This is a genomic window from Prevotella sp. MA2016 (genome assembly GCF_000619825.1).
Classification (GTDB): domain Bacteria; phylum Bacteroidota; class Bacteroidia; order Bacteroidales; family Bacteroidaceae; genus Prevotella.
In genome coordinates this window covers 122106-141267 of record NZ_JHUW01000006.1, presented here as the reverse complement: position 1 = coordinate 141267, position 19162 = coordinate 122106, and the positions used below count along the sequence as shown (strand labels likewise).

The 19162-nt window shown below is 51.4% G+C and carries 15 protein-coding genes; 12 read left to right on the top strand and 3 right to left on the bottom strand.

Annotated features, from left to right (window positions below; genetic code table 11):
- Nucleotides 1–291: 291 nt before the first annotated feature.
- From T360_RS0100675 to T360_RS0100660, 4 genes are read left to right on the top strand one after another with little or no spacing between them, the layout of a single operon-like run.
- Nucleotides 292–921 (top strand): TetR/AcrR family transcriptional regulator, encoded by a 630-nt coding sequence (locus T360_RS0100675; protein ID WP_028911075.1) that lies wholly within the window; start codon nucleotides 292–294, stop codon nucleotides 919–921.
- Between the two features lie 9 nt (nucleotides 922–930).
- The gene (locus T360_RS0100670) at nucleotides 931–3279 is read left to right on the top strand and encodes an RND family transporter (protein WP_028911074.1); all 2349 of its coding nucleotides are present in this window, start codon (nucleotides 931–933) and stop codon (nucleotides 3277–3279) included.
- 13 nt (nucleotides 3280–3292) lie between these two features.
- Complete coding sequence (locus T360_RS0100665) at nucleotides 3293–4072, top strand: outer membrane lipoprotein-sorting protein (protein ID WP_369793478.1); 780 nt, start codon at nucleotides 3293–3295, stop codon at nucleotides 4070–4072.
- Nucleotides 4069–5235, top strand: coding sequence for a DUF1302 family protein (locus T360_RS0100660; protein ID WP_028911072.1), 1167 nt, complete (start codon nucleotides 4069–4071; stop codon nucleotides 5233–5235). Before T360_RS0100665 ends, T360_RS0100660 begins: the two co-directional genes overlap by 4 nt.
- 58 nt (nucleotides 5236–5293) lie before the next feature.
- Here the strand turns inward: T360_RS0100660 and T360_RS0100655 are convergent, their stop codons facing one another.
- Nucleotides 5294–6418 (bottom strand): DUF418 domain-containing protein, encoded by a 1125-nt coding sequence (locus T360_RS0100655; RefSeq protein ID WP_028911071.1) that lies wholly within the window; start codon nucleotides 6416–6418, stop codon nucleotides 5294–5296.
- 131 nt (nucleotides 6419–6549) lie between these two features.
- On the opposite strand from T360_RS0100655, the gene T360_RS0100650 reads away from it, so the two are divergent.
- The 8 genes from T360_RS0100650 (at nucleotide 6550) to T360_RS0100615 (ending at nucleotide 16410) form a co-directional block, all read left to right on the top strand.
- Nucleotides 6550–7560 (top strand): iron ABC transporter permease, encoded by a 1011-nt coding sequence (locus T360_RS0100650; RefSeq protein ID WP_028911070.1) that lies wholly within the window; start codon nucleotides 6550–6552, stop codon nucleotides 7558–7560.
- Nucleotides 7561–7848: 288 nt separating this feature from the next.
- Nucleotides 7849–9051, top strand: a complete 1203-nt coding sequence (locus T360_RS0100645; protein WP_028911069.1) for a VapE domain-containing protein — start codon at nucleotides 7849–7851, stop codon at nucleotides 9049–9051.
- 135 nt (nucleotides 9052–9186) lie between these two features.
- On the top strand, nucleotides 9187–9621 hold the full coding sequence (locus T360_RS0100640; RefSeq protein WP_028911068.1) for a DUF6078 family protein: 435 nt from the start codon (nucleotides 9187–9189) through the stop codon (nucleotides 9619–9621).
- 209 nt (nucleotides 9622–9830) lie between these two features.
- Nucleotides 9831–11117 (top strand): histidine-type phosphatase, encoded by a 1287-nt coding sequence (locus T360_RS0100635; RefSeq protein ID WP_028911067.1) that lies wholly within the window; start codon nucleotides 9831–9833, stop codon nucleotides 11115–11117.
- 113 nt (nucleotides 11118–11230) lie between these two features.
- On the top strand, nucleotides 11231–12262 hold the full coding sequence (gene hemE, locus T360_RS0100630; protein ID WP_051523248.1) for a uroporphyrinogen decarboxylase: 1032 nt from the start codon (nucleotides 11231–11233) through the stop codon (nucleotides 12260–12262).
- 15 nt (nucleotides 12263–12277) lie between these two features.
- The gene (locus T360_RS0100625; RefSeq protein ID WP_028911065.1) at nucleotides 12278–14371 is read left to right on the top strand and encodes a TonB-dependent receptor; all 2094 of its coding nucleotides are present in this window, start codon (nucleotides 12278–12280) and stop codon (nucleotides 14369–14371) included.
- Nucleotides 14372–14386: 15 nt separating this feature from the next.
- Nucleotides 14387–15613, top strand: a complete 1227-nt coding sequence (locus tag T360_RS0100620; RefSeq protein ID WP_028911064.1) for an MFS transporter — start codon at nucleotides 14387–14389, stop codon at nucleotides 15611–15613.
- On the top strand, nucleotides 15607–16410 hold the full coding sequence (locus tag T360_RS0100615) for a uroporphyrinogen-III synthase (protein ID WP_028911063.1): 804 nt from the start codon (nucleotides 15607–15609) through the stop codon (nucleotides 16408–16410). The genes T360_RS0100620 and T360_RS0100615 overlap by 7 nt, the downstream gene beginning before the upstream one ends.
- Here the strand turns inward: T360_RS0100615 and T360_RS0100610 are convergent.
- Nucleotides 16368–17177 (bottom strand): DUF3108 domain-containing protein, encoded by an 810-nt coding sequence (locus tag T360_RS0100610; protein ID WP_028911062.1) that lies wholly within the window; start codon nucleotides 17175–17177, stop codon nucleotides 16368–16370. The genes T360_RS0100615 and T360_RS0100610 overlap by 43 nt on opposite strands.
- Nucleotides 17174–19147, bottom strand: a complete 1974-nt coding sequence (locus T360_RS0100605) for an Ig-like domain-containing domain (protein ID WP_051523247.1) — start codon at nucleotides 19145–19147, stop codon at nucleotides 17174–17176. Before T360_RS0100605 ends, T360_RS0100610 begins: the two co-directional genes overlap by 4 nt.
- Nucleotides 19148–19162 lie beyond the last annotated feature (15 nt).

Here is a 19162-nt window from a genome sequence, read left to right as displayed (position 1 = left end):
AGAGATCAAGCCCTCCAGTACTCCCCGATAAAAGTACTGGAGGGCTTTTTTATTTCCATTCGTCACAAAACACTGCAGAATATCCCAAATATAAAAATAATCTGTTTTAGGTATTGCGACTTTCAGAAAAAACGCATAACTTTGCAGCTGTAATCAAAATGATGCAGAAAATGATTAGAAGGAGTAGATCTCTCATTTATATCTTAGCAACTAAGAGGACTTACACTAGTGTGAGTCCTCTTTTTTTTGTGAACAAATCAGAATATTGTTCGTTTTTAAACAACTTCAATTATGCAGATAAAAAAGGAATACACGCGTGAACTTATTATCACAACAGCCAAAGAACTCTTTCTCAAGAAAGGATTCAGCAAGACCTCGATGCGCGACATTGCCCAAGCGGTTCATATCGGCGTAAGCAACATCTATAATTACTTCGCGAGCAAGGATGAACTGTTTAGAACCATCCTGGCTCCTCTCATCTCAGAACTGGAGCGTATTATGCACGAGCATCACAACATGGACTACCAAGATCAGTTCCTTCAGTATGCTTGCGGCAAGAGCGATGAGATGATAAAAGAACACACACAAGCCTACTTCAGACTGATTAATGACTACCGCGACGAGTTGAAATTGCTTTTGTATCAGGCTCAAGGTTCCACGCTCGAGACCTTCATCGATGACTATACAGAGAAAAGTACACACCAGATACTGGTGTTTATGAATGATTTCAAGCAGAAACATCCAAGGTATAGCGTGATACATACAACGTTCACCTATCATGTACATGTGGTGTGGATGTTCAGTTTCATCTCTGAAATTATCAAGCATCAACTGTCAGCTCAGGAGATTAAAAAGGCCATAGATGACTACATTCAGTTTGAGTTTGTAGGCTGGAGAGCATTAATGAATCAACATCAATAGATAAAGAAGATGAAAATAGAGAAGATCAATGAACTGTTTGAGCGATTTGCCGAACAGTTGCTGAGGGTACGCTGGTGGGTACTCGCAGCCTTTGCGCTGATACTTGTTGTGTCGGTGCTGGGAATGAAACGCATGGTGAAAGAAACATCGTTCGATGATTATTTCATCGAAGATGATCCCATGCTGGTAATGACGGATGAGTTTAAGTCGCACTTCGGCAACGACTACTATGTGGGTGTGCTCACACAATGTGACAATCACTTTACAAAAGCGCATCTGACGACGCTGCGACAACTCTCTAACGAACTGCTTGACAGTCTGTCGTATGCCGACAAGGTTACATCGCTCACCGACATCGAGTTTATGGTAGGTAGCGATGATGGCATGACCATCGAGCAGATAGTGCCCGATGACATCCCTGCCGACGGTTCTGCGGCGATGGATAGCATCAAAGCACGCGCCTATAGCAAGCCCCATGTGGCCAGGAAACTGATATCGGCGAAAGGTGATCTGTCGTGGATCATGGTGAAGCTACGCACCTTCCCTAAGGACAGCGTGTGGAAACAGCAAGGCACGGTGTCGCCAGATATCATTACTGGCCAGGAAGTAGAGCATATCATTCAAAAACCAGCGTACGCATCGCTCCATCCCAAAGGCACGGGCATGCCTTACGTCACCAACTGCAAGACAGAGTATATAGGCAAGGAGATGAGCCGGCTCATGATGATTGCCACTATCATCTGCATGGTGGTGATGCTTTGCATGACGCGCTCCCTTCGAGGTGTGGTTGCCCCTATTCTGTCGGTTATTGGCGGACTGCTGATCACCTACGGCATAGCAGGATGGACGCAAATGTATGTCGATTCGACAGTACTCATGATTCCTACCATCCTATCGTTTGCTGTGGCTATCGCCTACAACATTCATGTGTTCTCTTACTTCCGCGGACGGATGCGCATTCACGGCGAACGTCACAAAGCCGTTGTAGAGACACTGAAAGAGATTGGTTGGTCGGTGTTTTTCTGCGGCTTCACCACTTTGGTGTCGCTACTATCGTTTCTTGTCATCCCTATCCGCCCGATGCACTGCGTGGGTGTTATCAGCTCGATGAGTGTGATGTTCGTACTGCTCACCTCGCTCATCATCTCGCCTATACTGCTTTCGTTTGGAAGAAACATACGCCCCAAAGAAGGCTTTTCTGAAGAGAGCGACACCCGTTGGACAGGAGCAATGGTAAGACTCAGCGAGATGGTTCTACGTAATCCTAAGAAGATTGGCTACTCGTTTCTCGTCATCTGCATCGTGCTCTGTATTGGTCTGTGGAAGATAGAGGCAGCCTTCGACATAGAGCGCACCATGGGTGAGAAAGTGCCCTACGTGAAAGAGGTGATGAATGTGGGCCGCTCGGAGTTAGGCTCACTCTACTCCTACGATCTGGTGGTAGAACTGCCTCACGACGATGAGGCCAAAGAGCCAGAAAATCTCAAGCGGCTTGACGAACTGCAACGGCGGGTGTCCCACTATAAACTGACCAAGCGCACCACCTCGATACTCGACATTCTGAAGGATTTGAACCAGACTCTGAATGGTGGCGATACCGCTTACTATCGCACCCCCGACAGTGAGGAAGAAGTGGCTCAGATGATTCTGCTCTACGAGAATGCTGGCGGCACGGAGTCGGAATACTGGATGGACTACGACTATCGCCGACTGCGACTGATGGTTGAGATTTCCGACTTCAACTCTGCCCAGGTGGAGCAGGATATGGCACAAATCCAGCGCGATGCCGAGGAGTTGTTTCCTGGTGCCAAGATCACCACGGTGGGAAATATCCCACAGTATGTGACGATGATGCAGTATCTCGTCAGGGGTCAGATGCTGTCGTTTGTCATCTCCATCCTGATTATCGGCATGATATTGATGATAGCCTTCCAAAGCATCCGTGTGGGCCTCATCGGCCTGATACCCAACATGATGCCAGCAGTATTCGTGGGCGGCTATATGGGCTGGATGGGCGTGCCGCTCGACATGATGACAGCCACACTACTCCCCATGATGCTGGGTCTGGCTGTGGACGACACGATTCACTTCATCAACCACTCCAAGCTGGAGTTTGATCGCACCATGCAGTATCGGCATGCCATCCGTCGCACGTTCCGCGTGGTGGGTGTAGCCATCGTCACCACGTCTATCATCACCTCGGCGGTATTTGCCAGTTTCTGCACATCGGGCTGCACCATGTGCCTCAACTTTGGCCTGATGGCCATCATCGGCATTATGTCGGCTTTGGCTGCCGATTTGCTGGTGACACCTATACTCGTGAATAAATGCAAAGTATTTGGAAAAGAAACAAAATAGAAAAACAAGAATGATTATGAAAAGGATTATCATGCTGTTGATGGCTGCCCTGATGCTGACGGGCAACCTGAGTGCCCAACAACTGTCGGGCCGTGATGTGATACTGAAAGTAAAGAACCGCCCAGATGGCGACACACGCTATGGCGAGATGGAGCTGACACTGCGCAAGAAGAATGGCAGCACACGCCAACGCAAGGTTACTTCGTGGGCCATGGATGAGGGCAAGGATGTGAAGAAGATGATGTTCTTCACCTATCCTGGCGATGTGAAAGGCACAGGCTTCCTGACGTGGGACTACGACCAGATTGGCAAGGAGGATGCCAAGTGGCTCTATCTACCGGCAATGAAGAAGACGCGCCGTATCAGTGGCTCATCGTCGAAGACAGACTATTTCATGGGAACCGACTTTACCTACGATGACATGGGCCAGCGCCACGTGGACGAAGACAAGCACAAACTGCTGCGCGAGGAAACGAAGAATGGCCACAAGTGCTGGGTGGTGGAATCGGTGCCTGTGGATAAGCACGAGCTCTACAGCCGCAAGATATCGTGGATACGCCAGGACTGCCTGATAGCCTGCAGTGTGGAGTACTACGACAAACTGAATAAGCTACATCGTGTGCTCACCATCAACGATATCAAACAGGTACAGGGCTTCTGGACTATCCTGAAGATGGAGATGAAAAATGTGCAGACGGAACATAGCACCACCATCGTGGTGAAGAACTCGCAATACAACGTGAAAGTGGACAAAGCACTCTTCACTGTGGCAAAACTCGAAAAAGGCCTATGAGATCTGTTGTTATCATCGCACTTTTGTGGTGCCTGCTACCTCATCCTGCCGCTGCGCAGGATGAGGATTCGCTCAGTGTGGGCGTAAAGGGATTTGTGGACACGTATCACGCTCTGCGCACCGATGCACCAAACGACTGGATGTCGTCGAGAAGTCGCGTGCGAGGCGAGGTAACCATAGAGCGAAACCATATCGGTGCCTTTATCTCGGCCAATCTGGTGCACAATGCCATTCTGAAAGATCGCTCTGGTTTTCAACTACGCGAGGCTTATGCCTACTATTCCAACAATCACTGGGATGTGCGAGTGGGCCGACAGATTATCACTTGGGGCGTGGCCGATGCCTTGCGCCTTACAGATATCATCTCACCCATGGATTATACAGAGTTTCTGGCACAGGATTACGATGACATCCGCATCCCCGAAGGAGGATTGCGACTGCGCTACTCGCACGAGAAGTGGAGCCTGGAGGCTATAGCCATCCCTGTGAGTGCTTACTTCGAACTGCCCACCGACGAGGCGAATCCCTGGTCGGTGGGTCCGATAGCCATTGATAGCGAGCCCAAGCATCGACTATACAATATGGAGTATGGGGGACGCTTGTCGTTCTTCCTCAGCGGTATCGACTTCTCGCTATCAGCTCTCCACACCTGGAACAAACAACCAGTGCTATACAACGGTCTGGGCGAATACCGCCGCATGACGATGCTCGGAGCCGATGTCTCGATACCAATAGGACAGTTCGTAGTGCGTGGCGAGGCAGCTGAATATCTTGACGAGGCACAATCTGGTACAGGCAGTGGGCAGGTGCCAAGAGCGTCCTCAACCAACATCCTCGCAGCCATCGACTGGTATCCTGGCAGCGACTGGACACTTTCGGCCCAGTATGCCCACAAATATGTGGCACTGGGCGAGCATCGCAACACTGGACTTGCCACCTTTCGTATCTCAAAGGAGCTCTTCCACAATACGCTGGCACTACAAAGCTTTGCCTATATCGATGTGACTAACGGCGGCATCTATAACCGGTTTTCGGCCGACTACGCCCTGAACGACCAGCTGCATGCCATCGTAGGCTACGATTTTTTCCATGCCGATAGCGGTATGTTCAACGTCTATCGCCACAACTCTGAACTATGGCTAAAAGTGAAATATAGCTTCTGATGCCTTCATTCATAACAACATCACGCAGAATATCCCAAATTATTGGCTGTTTACGCAACTATTTGCTACCCAGCCAGGTGAGCTTGCGCCAGAGACCTTCGAGCGGACCGCGCTGATGCTGGCTGAACCACAGGCGACAGAAGAGATACTGCACCAGTACCATGCCAAGGCCAACCAGCACGGCATAGGTGACACCCAGATAGCGATAGCAGGCCAGACCATAACCACAGAAGATGAAACAGCCGATGACCGACTGCAGCAGATAGTTGGTAAGGCTCATGCGGCCGAAGATGCACAGATGCCGGAGCAGCCGGCGCACATCGTAGCTGGCATTCCACGAGGCCACGATAGCAGATACTGTCAGGCTCAATATCAGAAGATTATAGATGGGGGTGAGCCACATGCTTATATCGCTAAAATCTACAAGACTGAACACGGCCACAGCAAAGGCAGAAAAGACAAATATCACCTCCCAGTTCTGCGTGTTATGCCCTTCATTGTAGAACAGTCGATGGCGCCCTAGCTGCATACCTAGAATAAAGAGGCAGAGCAGCTGGGTGAGTCGGCCGCTATACACATTGAATCTCAGGTTCAGTTCAAACCCGTATTGCAGATTTGTCACCACGTTATCCCAAAACGAGCCATGCTCGTGCATGCTCATCACCTTGTAATACATGTCCCAGAGTGCAGAGTGGTCGATGGTGGTGCCCGTAATCAGGCAGAACAGCTCTACCGGCTGAATAGCCAGCAGCACGATGATGGCCCATACCGCTCGCGAGGGCAGGTAGCTAATAGGTATGAGCAGCAAACCATAAACGGCATACAGCATCAGGATATCACCATCATAGAAAGCCACGTTGACAAGTCCGAACATAAAGAGCAGACACATGCGCCAAGCAAACCTTGCAGAGAAGTTGCGCCCCTTTTGCTGCTGATTGTCGTTCATGATATAGAAACTCAAACCAAAGAGCATGGCAAAGATTCCATACATCTTGCCACTGAGCAGCCATGCCAGCGTGCTGGCCACCGCTTGATCAGAGGGCAGCGGATAAACTATCGGCTCTTGAGTAAAGATATTGAAATGCTCTACCGAATGATACAGGATGATGCCAGCCACCGCAATTCCGCGCAGGGCATCAGCAACATCGATACGAGTATTAGGTTTATAATCGGTAAAATACATGCTAAATTTGTTTATGACACTGCAAAATTACAAAAAAGTTATTATATATACTAAACTTTCTTCATATTTAGCATATTTTTGTAATTATTGGTTTGGCTGTTTAGTAAAAATGTGGTATTTTTGCCCTCAGAATGAATAAAGGAACCGCATATTGTTTAGCATTAAGCATTGTAGTGTTGGTGCTCTTCTGCCTCAACCTGCTGTTGGGATCGGTCAGTATTCCAGCAGGCGATGTTGTCAGCATCCTTTTGGGCCATGAAGCCAGCAAAGCCTCGTGGCAGTTTATCATTCTCGAGTCGCGACTGCCTCAGGCCATCACGGCCGCCCTTTGCGGAGCAGCCTTGGCCGTAAGCGGTCTGATGCTGCAAACGGCATTCCGCAATCCACTAGCGGGGCCCAGCGTGTTTGGAGTGAACAGCGGTGCCGGCCTGGGTGTAGCATTGGTTATGCTCTTTTTAGGTGGCGGCTTGTCGGTAGGCTCCGTCAGCATCACAGGTTTTGCCGCCATCCTGCTGGCAGCCTTTGTGGGAGCCATGATGGTGATGGCCATCATCTTTTTCTTCTCCACCCTGGTTCGCAACAGCGTCATGTTATTAATCATAGGTATCATGATAGGCTACATCTCCAATTCGGCCATATCCCTGCTCAATTTCTTCGCCACCGACGAGGGTGTCAAGTCGTATATGGTGTGGGGCATGGGCTCGTTCAGTGGTGTGTCGATGGCCAATATGCCTGTGTTTGCCGCAGTCACCCTGGCAGGCCTCCTTGGAGCCTTGCTACTGATAAAACCCCTTAACGCCCTGATGCTGGGCGACCGCTATGCCGAGAACCTTGGTGTCAACATCATGCGTGTGCGCAACTGGCTGCTGATAGTGACAGGCCTGCTCACCGCCATCACCACCGCCTTCTGTGGCCCAGTAGCTTTCATCGGGCTGGCAGTACCCCATATTGCCCGTCTGTTGCTCACCACCGACAACCATCGCCAGCTGCTACCCGCCACCCTTCTCTGCGGTTCGGTAGTAGCGCTGGTTTGCAATCTGATATGCTACCTGCCAGGCGAGAGTGGTGTCATCCCCCTTAACGCCGTCACCCCGCTTATCGGTGCCCCCGTCATCATCTACGTCATCGCCCGCAAGCGGTAAAGCTACCCTCCCAGGGTACCGTTTTTCTTTGGAAGGCCTGTGTTTATGCGGGAAGTGGCACGGGAGGGTGGTTTAGTCTGCCCTCCCGTTTAGCCTCCCGTTTAGCCTCCCGTGTCGGAGACCAAACTACATTTTTGAATTGTTAAAATGAAAGAATTTGGTACCAAAAACTTGCAAACGGCTTTCAAATTTTGTATCTTTGCACCCGAAATATGAAAAACAGTGCTATGAGACATACCACTCGATTCATTAACCATTAGTTTTAACTTAAAAAAAATCTTTTTTAAAATGATGAAAAATCTAACGCTTAACGGTGAGGCACTTGACGCCTCACTTGAGGGAATCCTTGCGATTGTGCAGTTCCTGAACACCAACTATCAGTTCCGTTTTAATCAGCTGAACGGTAAGGTAGAGTTTGTAAACCTGAAGTCGGCTCCCACAGAGTGGCGCGACCTGACCGACCCTGCCATCAACAGTATTATACTGAAGGCCAGGATGGAACAGATTTCCAAAAACAGCCCCAAGGAGATGATTATGGAGTATGTAAACTCTGAGGATGTGGCGCGCTACGATCCCATCAACGAGTATCTGAACCAACTACCTAAGTGGGACGGACAGAACCACGTGGCCCGCTTGTTCGGACGTATCCCTGGCATCACCTCCGAACAGCTGGATTTTCTCTGTGTATGGATTCGCTCAATGGTGGCCCACTGGCGACAGATGGACTTGCTGCACGGCAATGAGTGCGTGCCCGTGCTGATAGGTAACCAGGGTTGCGGCAAGACCACATTCTTTACCCGACTGCTGCCTCCTATGTTCCGACAGTACTACATGGACCACCTGAACACGGCCAACCAGAACGACAAGAACATGGCGCTGACCAACAATCTGCTGGTGAACATCGACGAGCTGGATGGATTTACACCCAAGCAGATGACCAAGCTGAAGCAGCTGCTGTCGGTGAGCATGATGAACTATCGACCCATCTATGGCAAAACGCAGCAGGTGTTGCACCGCTATGCCTCGTTTGTGGCCACCACCAACAATCCACACCCCCTGACGGATGTGACAGGCAGTCGCCGATTCATCTGCATGACCATCCCCGACGGGCAGTTTATCAACAACGATGGCGAGATAGACCACGATCAGCTGTTTGCCCAGATCATCTACGAACTGGACGTACAGAAGGCTCCCTTCTGGTTTAACAATGCTCAGGTGGCGCGCATACAGGAGCTGAACCTGAACTACATGGCCAAGAAGGATATGCTGGAGATCGTGAGCAGCTGCTTCCGCAAGCCTAAGGAGGGAGAGAAGGTGAAACCCCTGGGCATCAAGGAAATCCTGAAACTCATCAGGCGCGAGTATCCCACTCTGAAGGATGATCACGGCACCATCACCTATCTGGGTCGTGCCCTGAGCATGCAGGGATTTGAGCGCACAGAGCACTCGCATGTGGCTCACTACAAGGTGATACCACTCAAGGCGGCATAGTTCCCACCGGGAGGCTATACGGGAGGCTAAACGGGAGGGTGTAAACAGCTACCCTCCCGCAGCCCAAACCCGCATAAACACAGGAGTTCTGACAAAAAAACGTGAGACTAAACAAAAACAAAAAAAAAGAAACTTATGAACAACATGATTGATTACCGCTACGTGCCCAGTTACTACATGCACTGTCTTCAGACTGCCTGCCCTATGGCCAGCAACTGTCTTCGCCAGTTGGCCACTCAGGCCATGCCTAAGGATACCGTCAGCATCAGGATCGTGAATCCGCTGCTGACAGAACAGACGGACAAGTGCCAGTTCTATCGCTCGGCCGAGCCCCAGACTTATGCCCGAGGGTTTGTGAACATGAAGGAGCACATGCTGCCCCGACAGTATAATGAGTTTATGTACCGACTCATAGGCAAGTTTGGCCGAACGGGCTATTTTGAGCGCCGCAGGGGAGAAAGACTCTGCTCGCCTGAAGAGATAAAGACGATAAAGACCGTGCTGCACGATCTGGAGCTGCCCCAGTTGAAGTTTGATGCCTTCGAGGAGCATGTCAACTGGTGCGACTGAGCAAGCATAGCAGTGCATCCCAGCCGTACTGGAGTGCGCCCCGGGGCGTACTCCAGTACTTTAGTTGGCGCACTGCATTGCTCCGGCAGGCGCACTGAGCCCGAAACGAAGACACAACATCGCCATCCAAGTATTTTATCGGTCAAAAGTTTCGTTGTTTCGAGGATAATTCGTATTTTTGCACATGATTATCAAATTCCAGTTAAGAAATGAAACGAGAACTATTACTCCTTGCCATCGGATTCGCGATGGCCGCACAAGCACAAGAGCCACAGGCACCAGTGTTCGAGACTTCGGCTAAGGACGAGATTGCAGCCAACAGATTTCTGGCCGGCAGCAATTATCTGGACTACGACCGACAACTGCCCGACAAGGCGCTGACCCCCACCCCAAAAGGCTACGAACCTTATTATATGAGCCACTATGGCCGCCACGGTTCGCGCTGGCTTATCAGCGACGGCAACTACTCCAAACCTATTGCCACGCTGAAGGCTGCCAAGGATCAAGGCAAGCTGACACCGCTTGGCGAGAAGACACTGGCCACCATCGAGGCCATCTATGCCACAGCCGACAAGCGACTGGGCGACCTGACCACCGTGGGCGAGCGCCAGCATCATGGCATCGGCAAGCGCATGGTTCAGAATTTTCCTGAGATATTCAAGGCCAAAAACCTGAAGATAGATGCGCGCAGCACCGTGGTGAACCGCTGCATCCTCTCAATGATAGCCGAATGCGAGGAACTGGCTGCCGCCAACCCCACCGCACAGATTCACAACGACGTGAGCGAGAGTCTGCAGTACTATCTCAACCAGCCTTGGGAAGGCGTGGTGAAAGAGATGGGCAAGACCGGCGACAAGGAAGTGAGCCACTACACTCTCAAATGGACGCACCCCGAGCGACTGATGAAGGAGCTCTTCAACGATCAGGCCTACGTGTATAGCAATGTGAATGCCAGCTCGCTGATGCGCCAGCTGTTTCACGTGGCTTGCAACATGCAGAGCCACGACACCGACCTGGAGCTCTTCTCGCTGTTCACCGATGATGAGGTTTACGACCTGTGGCGACTGAACAACGTGGGCTGGTATCTCGACTACGGCCCATCGCCTGTGTCGGGTGGAAAAATGCCTTTCAGTCAGACCAACTTGTTGAAGAATATCATTGCCACAGCCGACACCGTCACCCAGACTCAGGCCACCCTGCGTTTTGGCCATGAGGTGTGCGTGATGCCTCTGGCCTGTCTGCTGGAGTTAGACAACTGTGGCCTGGCCGTGAGCAATCTCGACGACCTCGACACCTACTGGCGCAACTATCGCATCTTCCCCATGGGCTGCAACATCCAGTTGATTTTCTATCGTCCCAAAAAGGGAAAAACAGGCGACATCCTGGTGAAAGCCCTACTGAACGAGCGCGAAGCCTATCTGCCCATCAAGACCACCCAGTGGCCCTACTACAACTGGCAAGAGCTGCGCCAATATTACCTCAATAAATTGAAATAACTGCATCGCTACGCCCAAAAGGCGCTCAAATGATGCAGCATATTTTAGAATCCCTATTTATAGGGATTGCACAGGTCGCAAAAATTGTGTACCTTTGCACCCAAAAAAAATATATGGCGCAATATAGCAATCCCTTCTTAGCGGTTATCAATCACGAATCGGTCTGTCGCCCTCCTGTCTGGATGATGCGACAGGCTGGTCGCGTATTGCCACGCTATCGCAATCTGACCAAGACACATCCTTTTCGCACAATCATGGCCGACGCCAAGCTGGCTGCCGAGGTGACGCTGATGCCTATCGATGATATGGGCATGGACGCTGCCATACTGTTTAGCGACATACTGGTGATACCTGAGGCACTGGGTGTGAAGGTGGAATGGACCAGCGAGGGGCCTGCTTTCCCACAGCCACTGTTGACAGCTGAGCATCCCGCAGCACAGTTGAGCTTCAATCCCGACCACCTGACGCATGTGGCCAACACACTCGACGAGATAGCAAACCAGAAGACGGGCGACACGCCTGTGATAGGATTCTGCGGCGGACCGCTCACCTGCCTTTGCTACATGCTGGCCGGGCGCGACAAGAGCATGCAGTTTACAGAGGTGGTGCGCTATCTCTATACTCATCGCGAGGAGGCGCTGCAACTGCTCGAAGCCATCACCAGCGCTTCTGAGCATTACGTACAGCTGCAGGCGGCTCACGGCATAGCTGCTTTTCAGATATTCGAGTCGTTTGGTGGCGTGATATCGGCAGAGCTCTATGCCGAGATGGTGCTGCCCTTTGTGCGCAGGATAACGGCTGCTGCCCGACAGCACGGACTGCCCGTCATCTTCTTCCCCAAAGGATTCGGCACAGGCATACAGATGCTGAGCCTGCAGGACTGCGACTATGTGAGCATAGACTGGCAGACGCCACTGGTCACAGCCCGACAGCTGGTTGACCCGGCACTGGGGCTGCAGGGCAATATGGAGCCACGACTGCTGTTTGCTCCACAGGCAGTGATAGCACAGCATCTGGAGCGCTACTGGCAGTTCTTCAAAGAGAACCCCAATTGGATTTTTAACCTGGGCCACGGCCTACATAAGGATACGCCACTCGAGAACGTGCGATTCGTCACCGAGTGGTTTAAACAGAAACAGAAATAAAAATTTAGTAACGAGATGTTTTTAGGATTACTCTTGACAACCATGATGGCCGTTGAAGGCCCGGAAGTGACACCCGCCGACACTACCACGGCGCGCTCTTTTGCACTCGACGAGGTAGTGGTGAGTGCATTCAAGACTAACAAGTATGATTTGATGCCTGCATCGCGCTCAGCGCTGTCGGCACGACAGATTAGCAATCAGCAGATAAACGGCATCAAAGAGCTGACTGCCGTTATCCCTAATTTCTATATGCCCGACTATGGTTCGAGAGCCAGCTGCCCTGTGTATGTGAGAGGTGTGGGCAACAAGTCGGACGGCACAGGCATCGGCTTCTACGTGGATGGCATGCCATTCTACGAACCCCTGTCGTTTGATACCGACCTGGGTGACATCGCATCGGTAGAGGTGCTGCGCGGCCCGCAAGGCACACTCTATGGTCGCAACGCCATTGGTGGCATCATCAACATCAGCACCCGCAACCCGCTGGAGTATCAGAACACCCGTGTGCGACTGGGCTACGGACGCTATAACGACCTGCGCACACAGATATCCAACTATACCAAACTCTCAGATAAGTTCGGCTTCACCTTCGGCGCGCTCTATCATCATAACGATGGCGCCTTCCGCAACAGTTATCTCGACGAGAAGGTGGATAAGATGAACGAGACGGAAGAACGTATCGGACTCTACTATAAGCCTGCCGAGGACTGGCTGGTGAGACTGACGAGCAACTTCACCTACAGCGACCAGGGCGGCTATCCCTATGCACCTGTGGACACAGAGACCAACACGCTGCAGGACATCAGCTACAACCGCTACAGCTCGTTCCGCCGACTGATAAGCACCAACGGACTGGGCATCACCTACACAGGTCCTGTGGTAAGTTTCAACAGTCAGACGTCATTCCAGTATATCAACTCAAAGCAGGGCATCGACCAGGACTTCACCACTGTAGATAAGTCGTTTGTAGAGAATGCCCGCCACCAGAACATGCTGTCGCAGGAGTTCACTCTCAAGTCGAGCAGTGAGAGCCGCTACCAGTGGGTGATTGGTGCCTTTGGCATGATGGAGCACGTGGACCGCACCGTTGACAACTTGTCGCCATCGGCAGGCTCACTGAGCCATACCGACTACTGCGTGCCTACCAGCTCGCTGGCCATCTATCACCAGAGCACCTATAACATCTGGCAAGGACTGACAGCTACTGCCGGCATCCGTCTTGACTACGAGCACGCCAAGACCAAGTATGACAATCTGAAATTGAAAGCTGCGCCATTTACGGATGGATATTATGACTTTACAGATTTCGCGCCATCAGCCACAGCTGAATCTTTCGAGAGCAGTAAGGACTTTACGCAGGTGACGCCTAAGTTCACCCTGCAGTATCTCACTACTGAGAACAACCTCTACTACGTATCGGTGACACGCGGCTACAAGCCAGGCGGCTTCAACAAGTCGTTCTCTACCAAGGATGAGCGCTCTTACGAGCCAGAATACAGCTGGAACTACGAGGTGGGAACCAGTCTGAACCTGCTGGACAACCTGCTGACCATCAGCGCCGACCTGTTCTACATCGACTGGCGCCACATGCAGATTACATCTACCATCGCTGGCGTGGGCAACATCACCACCAACGCAGGACATACCGACAGCAAGGGTGCTGAGCTGAGCCTCATCGTGCGTCCCATCAGCGGACTGCAGTTCACAGCCAACTATGGCTACACCTACGCCCGATTCCTCTCTTACGAGAAGAGCGAGACCGTGAGCTACACCAACAACCGCCTGCCCATGGTGCCCAACCACACGCTGAGCCTGGATGCCAACTATACGGTGAACCCCACCGGCTGGCTGGACCGCTTTATGGTGAACGTAGGGCTGCGCGGTCTGGGTCGTATCTACTGGGCCGAGGATAATGTGGTGAGCCAGAACTTCTACACCACTCTCAATGCCAAAATGGCCTTCACCAAGGGCATCGTGACCTGGGAGCTGTGGGGCAAGAACCTGACAGACACCAACTACATGGCCTACGGCTTCAAGTCATCTACAGGCAACTATGCACAGGCTGGCAAGCCGCTCATGTTTGGTACTACCATAGAACTCAATTTTTAATTCCATCATAAAACAATGGCAACAACCACGCAAGTAGATAATGTGCGAAAGCTGAATCTCGCTACGTTTTTCTGTCTGTATATCGCACAGTTCATACCTTCTACTTTCATCACTACAGCCATGCAGGTGAGCATGCGCCAGGCCAACTACGGTCTGGCCACCATCGGCCTGCTGCATCTGGTGCATATCCCCTGGCTCATCAAGTTTTTCTGGGCGCCAATGGTGGATCGGCAGTGCTCGCTGCTGGCCAGCTATCGCCGCTTCATCCTGCTCATGGAGTCAATCTACGCCCTGTCGATCATCAGCATAGGCTTCCTCGACATCGCATCCGACATCTACTTTATCTTCGTGCTGGTGTTTCTCTCGATGTTTGCATCGGCCACGCAGGATATCGCTACCGACGGACTGGCGGTGCGCGCTTTTGGCAAGGGCGACCACAGCGCCGTGAACAGCATGCAGTCGATGGGTCGCTACGCAGGTGCCTTCCTGGGCAGCGGCATCTTTATCGTGATGCTCGACCACTTTGGCTGGCACGTGGTGTTCCCCCTGCTGGGCCTGGTGGCCTGGCTGATGGTGGTGCCATTGCAGTTTAATAAGAAGATTCATATTGAGCCCCGCTCGCCCAAGCAGCGCGCCAAGCTGATGGACTTTCTGTGGTTCTTCAAGCGCAAGGAGATCATCCCCCACGTCATCTTCCTGCTGCTCTATTTCATGGGCATCATCGGCATCATAGCCAACGTGCGCCCCTATATGGTTGACTTAGGGTATAACATGAAGGAGATAGGCGTGTGGTTTGGCATGGTGGGCACAGCCACCTCGTTCTTTATGGCCTGGGTGGCTCATATCTTTATCCGCCGCATCGGCATGTATCGGGCCCGCCTGATAGTGGCCATCATGATAGTGACGGCTCCACTCTACTTCCTGGCGCTCACCTTCATCACGCCTACCCTGCCCCTGCTGGTGGGTGGACTGCTGCTGGTGAAGACGTGCCACGCCTTTGCCTCGATTGTGGTTTACACCACGGCTATGGACTGTGTGCGCGAGGGGCGCGAGGGTACCGACTTCACCATCCAGGTGGTGGTGGTTCATATGAGCTCCTCGCTCATCTCTATTATCTCTGGCGGTGTGGGCGAATGGCTCGACTATCGTGGGCTCTACCTCATCGAACTGGGCATTGCCATCGTCAGCCTCATCTACGTTATCAGCGTATTCAAACCTAACCAAATGATAGCAAAATGGTAAAACGTATCCTATTTACAGCACCAGACACTTACCACACAAGTCTGCACAAAGCTTTCGATGAGCGGCCTGCATGCAGTTTCCGCCCCATGTTTGTGCCCTTCATCAGCTCTACACTGCTGCCACCAGGGGCTACCTTTCTGCCCTTCTGCAACGAGCTGGAGACGTTCGACTACATCATCTGCTCCAGCATCATGGCTGTCAGGGCGCTGGCTTCGGCAGGGATTGACACCTCATTAATAGATGGCAAGGTGATAGCCATCGGTAATGACCAGAACACAGTCAAGCAGCTGTTAGGCATCACGCCAGCACTGCCCGATGCCAAGCCCAGCATGATGGGCATCCTGGATGCACTGAAAAGCAGTCAGAGCCTGCAGCAGAAGCGTATTGCCGTGCTGTGGCCCAAGTTCTGCGGACTGCCTGTACCTTTCACCATCACCAACTTCCAGGAGGCCCTGGATGCTACTGGGGCCAGCATCTCTTATGTATATTGCTATCGCACCTCGGCCATGAGCGAGGAATACTACGCTGAGACGGCCGACGCGCTGCGCAGCGGCAACATAGATGCTGTGGCCATCACCAGCGGCGGAGAGGCCTACGTGCTGTCGAGAATACTGCAGTTTGCCCAGACTCAAGGCAAACCCATCAACATACCCATCTACTCCTTTGGCCCCTACACCACACGATGCGCCCAGGAAGCGCACTTAAAGGTTGAAGGAACATCCCCCAACCACTATAGCTTTACTGACTTTATAGATTATTTGAGTTTAGAGGTCATCGCGCTGCGCACGCCTTTATAACTCTTCAGATAGGCCTTAGCCGTACCAAACTTCAGATACATATCCAGACGTACAGGGATGTGGTTCTGGTCGTCGGTGATGTAGAAGCGTATCAGCTCATGGCTCTTGCCATCTTCGCGCTCGTAGAACGACATCACCAGGCAGCGAAACTTCTCCTTAGTGCCATTCATCTTGAAGTTCTCTCTACCACGAAACTCCAACCACGAATTTGTAAGGTGGCGAGCATCGCTGATAGGCATCGGAATCACCTGACCCTTCTTCAGTTTTGAACTGTCGAAATTGCGGGCACGCAGGAAGATTGACATCATGTCGAAGATACAACTGCGATAAGTGCTTGTTTTCCAATGCTGCTCTCCATCAGCATCAATACGATGCTTCTTCAGCTGACAGTTGCCATTGGGATAGCTGTACCATATCTCATCTACATAATAGCGACTACCCTCTTCGGCTCCTTTGCGGAAATAGACTGGTGAAAGGTCGGGGTTGCAATAAGAAAGCAATGTGTCGCGCATGGTGAAATACTTATCGAGTTTGGAGTTACCACGTGTAATCAAGTATGACTTCCAGGCATCCTTGCCCTCAAACTTGGTCATCTTGGTGTCCATCTGAGCCGATCCCACCTTAACCCAGATAAACTGCCAGTTAAAGTAGAGATTATACTCCAAACTCTCACCACTCTTGAAAGCGGTATTAGTGATACCACATTGTGCATGGGCCGAAAGGCTCATACCAAAGGCGATACAAAGCGAAAGAATTAGCTTCTTCATTTCTTGCTATCAACATTTATGCCCTTATCCTTCAGGTATTCTACACCTAACTTACGGGCGCGTTCTATATTCCGGTTCTTAAGTTTCTTAGCAGCCTCGGGTTTCTGCTTGGTAATCTTCTCAGGCTTCTGTTTATAAATAGGTGTGGCCAGCACATTCCAGTTCTCGCTGATGTCCCATTTGGCCTTGCACTCTATCTCGCGGGGATAGAAATAAACAGCCTCGGCCTGGCGGTCTTCGGCATAATTGCCAGTGTCCCAGATGCCATTGCCATTACTATCGATGAAAGCGCTGATGTAATATTTCTCAGGGCGGATATAACTAAATGCGGCCTGATGCTTCTGCACTCGCGCCTGCTTCACCATCTTGCCCGACGCATTGAGCAGCTGAACCACCATCGCTGAGTCTTCCACACCCGAGATGTTCAGCTTCAGGGTGCCATACTCATCCTCGGCCTTCACCTTGATGCCTTGCTTATAGGATTTAGACACCTTGCCATAGATATCCTCAAAAGCAGCCGAATCTACCTCAAGACTATACTCTACACCCGGGCGCCAGTCGGCCAGTATCTGATAGTTGCGGATATGATTGGGCACTGGCTGCATACGGCATTCTGACTCATACCATACAGAGTCGATCATAGAGTAGAGATGAACGGCAGCCGTATCACAACGCAACAATGGTGTAGGCATCTCTACAGTTACGATTTTGTCGGGGTCCATAGAGGCAGGTGCATCAAACTTGGGGGCCAGGGGTTTCTCGTGCCAAATGGAGTCGTAAGCCATGCCACGCTTCTTTTTCTTCTCCTGATCCTTTGTCCACTGCTCTATCTCCTTGGCCTTATCCTTCAGTCTCTTTTCGTACGACACCTTGGCCAGCGACTCGATGGTATCCGTCTGATTCACCAGCACACCCGCAGAATCAGTCATCTGATAACTGATTTCCATGCGGAGGGTATCCTGATTAACCAGCATAGTGTCGCGCAACCAGTAATGAATAGTATCCTGCTTCTCGTTGGCCTCTACCAAGAAGGCATCGCTGCTATCAAAGTTCAAGCCCTTGATGACAGGCAGCTCAGGATGACCATAACTGAAGTACATCGAGAACTTATTGGCCTCTACTCGCTCTGTCTTGATCAGGAAGCGATCGGTAAGCACATGTGTGAAAGCCAGCAGTGTGATGTCGTCGGGCAGGAAGTGGGTGTAAGGCACCTTCAGCAGCGCATCGATATGCAGCGAGTCGCGCCAGACGGTATCTGTACGCACATCGGGCTTGGAGCCAGGTTCGAACGTTTGATGATTAAAAGCCATCATCTCGCTCTTCTGAGTGAAACGGAAATCTCCATCCGCATCCTGCAGGGCATAAGCACGATAAGTGCCGGGGGCTACGCCTTTGATGACAAAGTGGCCACGACTGTCGGTACGCGACACGCGCAGCATGGGCTTGGTCTGGAAAGCTGAGTCGGAGATATCATTATACAGTCCTACCATGATGCCTTTGATGGGCTCAAGATTGCTGGCATCGAGCACATATCCTGCCACCTCGAAGGTGTCGATCTGCTCGCCAGTAGAGAAACTATAGGTATAGCTTCCCATAGGGTTATCTTCATTATTATCGCTGATGGCATCGCTGAAGTCGATGGTGTAAGTGGTGTTGGGCATCAGCGAATCCTGCAGTTCAACCACAATCTTCTTGCCCGATGCCTTGATATCAGGCACCTCGAGTTGAGGTGGCGACACAATCACTTTATTAGTGGCATCAGTCAGCTTGATGTACTCATCAAACAGGATGGTGATTTTCTGGCCTGTCACATTGGTTGCTTTGTCGGCAGGCGTGCTGCCTATCACCCTTGGCGGATCATCATCATACCATCCGCCATCAGGCTGCCCCATGCGGGCGCAACTTGCAACGATGGTTGCAATGAGAAAATGGAAAAATGTAATAATTAAAAGACTCTTCTTATTCTTCATCCTGTTTACATTTTA